The 1,115-nt window shown below is 55.5% G+C and carries 1 protein-coding gene; it reads right to left on the reverse strand.

Annotated features, from left to right (window positions below):
- Positions 1-101 precede the first annotated feature (101 nt).
- The coding region (locus tag QVP67_RS13920) for a sulfatase-like hydrolase/transferase (protein WP_288180238.1) at positions 102-1,115 on the reverse strand (1,014 nt) is incomplete at its 5' end.

Below are 1,115 nucleotides of genomic sequence, written 5' to 3' on the forward strand. Positions count from 1 at the left end.
CATGGCTCGCGAGCCGTGCAAGTGTTGCTCATGAGCCGTGCAAGTGTCGCTCGCGAACGACACTTGTATGGCTCATACCGTATAAAAGGAACGGATGATTATCAATAAGGAATCATATCCTTCAGGATGCCCTCGCGATACCAGGGGTCGTCTATCTCCTTCAGCACCTTGCCCATTTCGGCACAAAGCTGCTTCACGACTTCGGCATTCTCCTCCAGTGGCAGGTTGTTCAGCTGATAAGGATCGTGTTCGTCATCGAACAGCAAGGTTTTCTTCAGCTGCTTAGTCTTGCGGTCGATGTAGAGGGCCAGTGTATACTTAGCCGACTTGAACCCGCGAGCCGAGGGGAAATAGGACTGCACCTTGCCATCGGCATCCTTCTCGCCGTCTACGTTCTGTATGTAAAGCGCACCGGTCGGGCGTACCACGTCGGCCTGTGCATCGAGGAAGAGCGGAGCATAATTACGCCCCTGCACCGTGGCAGGAATCGAATCGGCCAGGCCGGCCAGGCCCAACAAAGTAGGCATGATGTCGGGCGAACACAGCATCAGGTCGTCGACACGCGGCTTTATCTGTCCGGGGAAACGTACCAGGAAGGGGACGTTCATCGACTCGGCATAAGGCGAGTTCTTCGGATCGTCGGTACCCTGGCTGCACATGGTTTCGCCATGGTCGGACGAAAATACGACGATGGTGTTCTTGTCCAGTCCCAACTCCTTCAGTGCATCGAGTATCTGTCCGAATGCACGGTCTACACCCGTCACCGACGCAAAGTAGTAGCGTGCCGACTCGGCCTTCTTCATTGTCGGGTCAGCATTGGGGCGTATCAGCAGGCTGTCCAGCGGCTGATCTTTGTACAGGTTGAAGTCTTCTTCCATGCAGTCGTCCAGCGAACGGTACGGGCTGTGGGGCGGATTCATGCCTACCATGATGAAGAAAGGCTTCTTCGGGTCGCGCACGTTTCCTTCGTTCTTCAGATACGACACCACTTTGCCGGCCTCGTGCAGGGGCGACCACTCTTTGGGGTCGTGACGGCGGCCGTCGGTATCCCAGTAATGGGGATTCTTGTGTTCGTCGAACGTACCGTACGAATACCAGTAGTTAAAGCCATGACG

It is taken from the genome of Bacteroides sp. CAG:633, assembly GCF_000435115.1.
Taxonomy (GTDB): Bacteria; Bacteroidota; Bacteroidia; order Bacteroidales; family Bacteroidaceae; genus Bacteroides; species Bacteroides ndongoniae.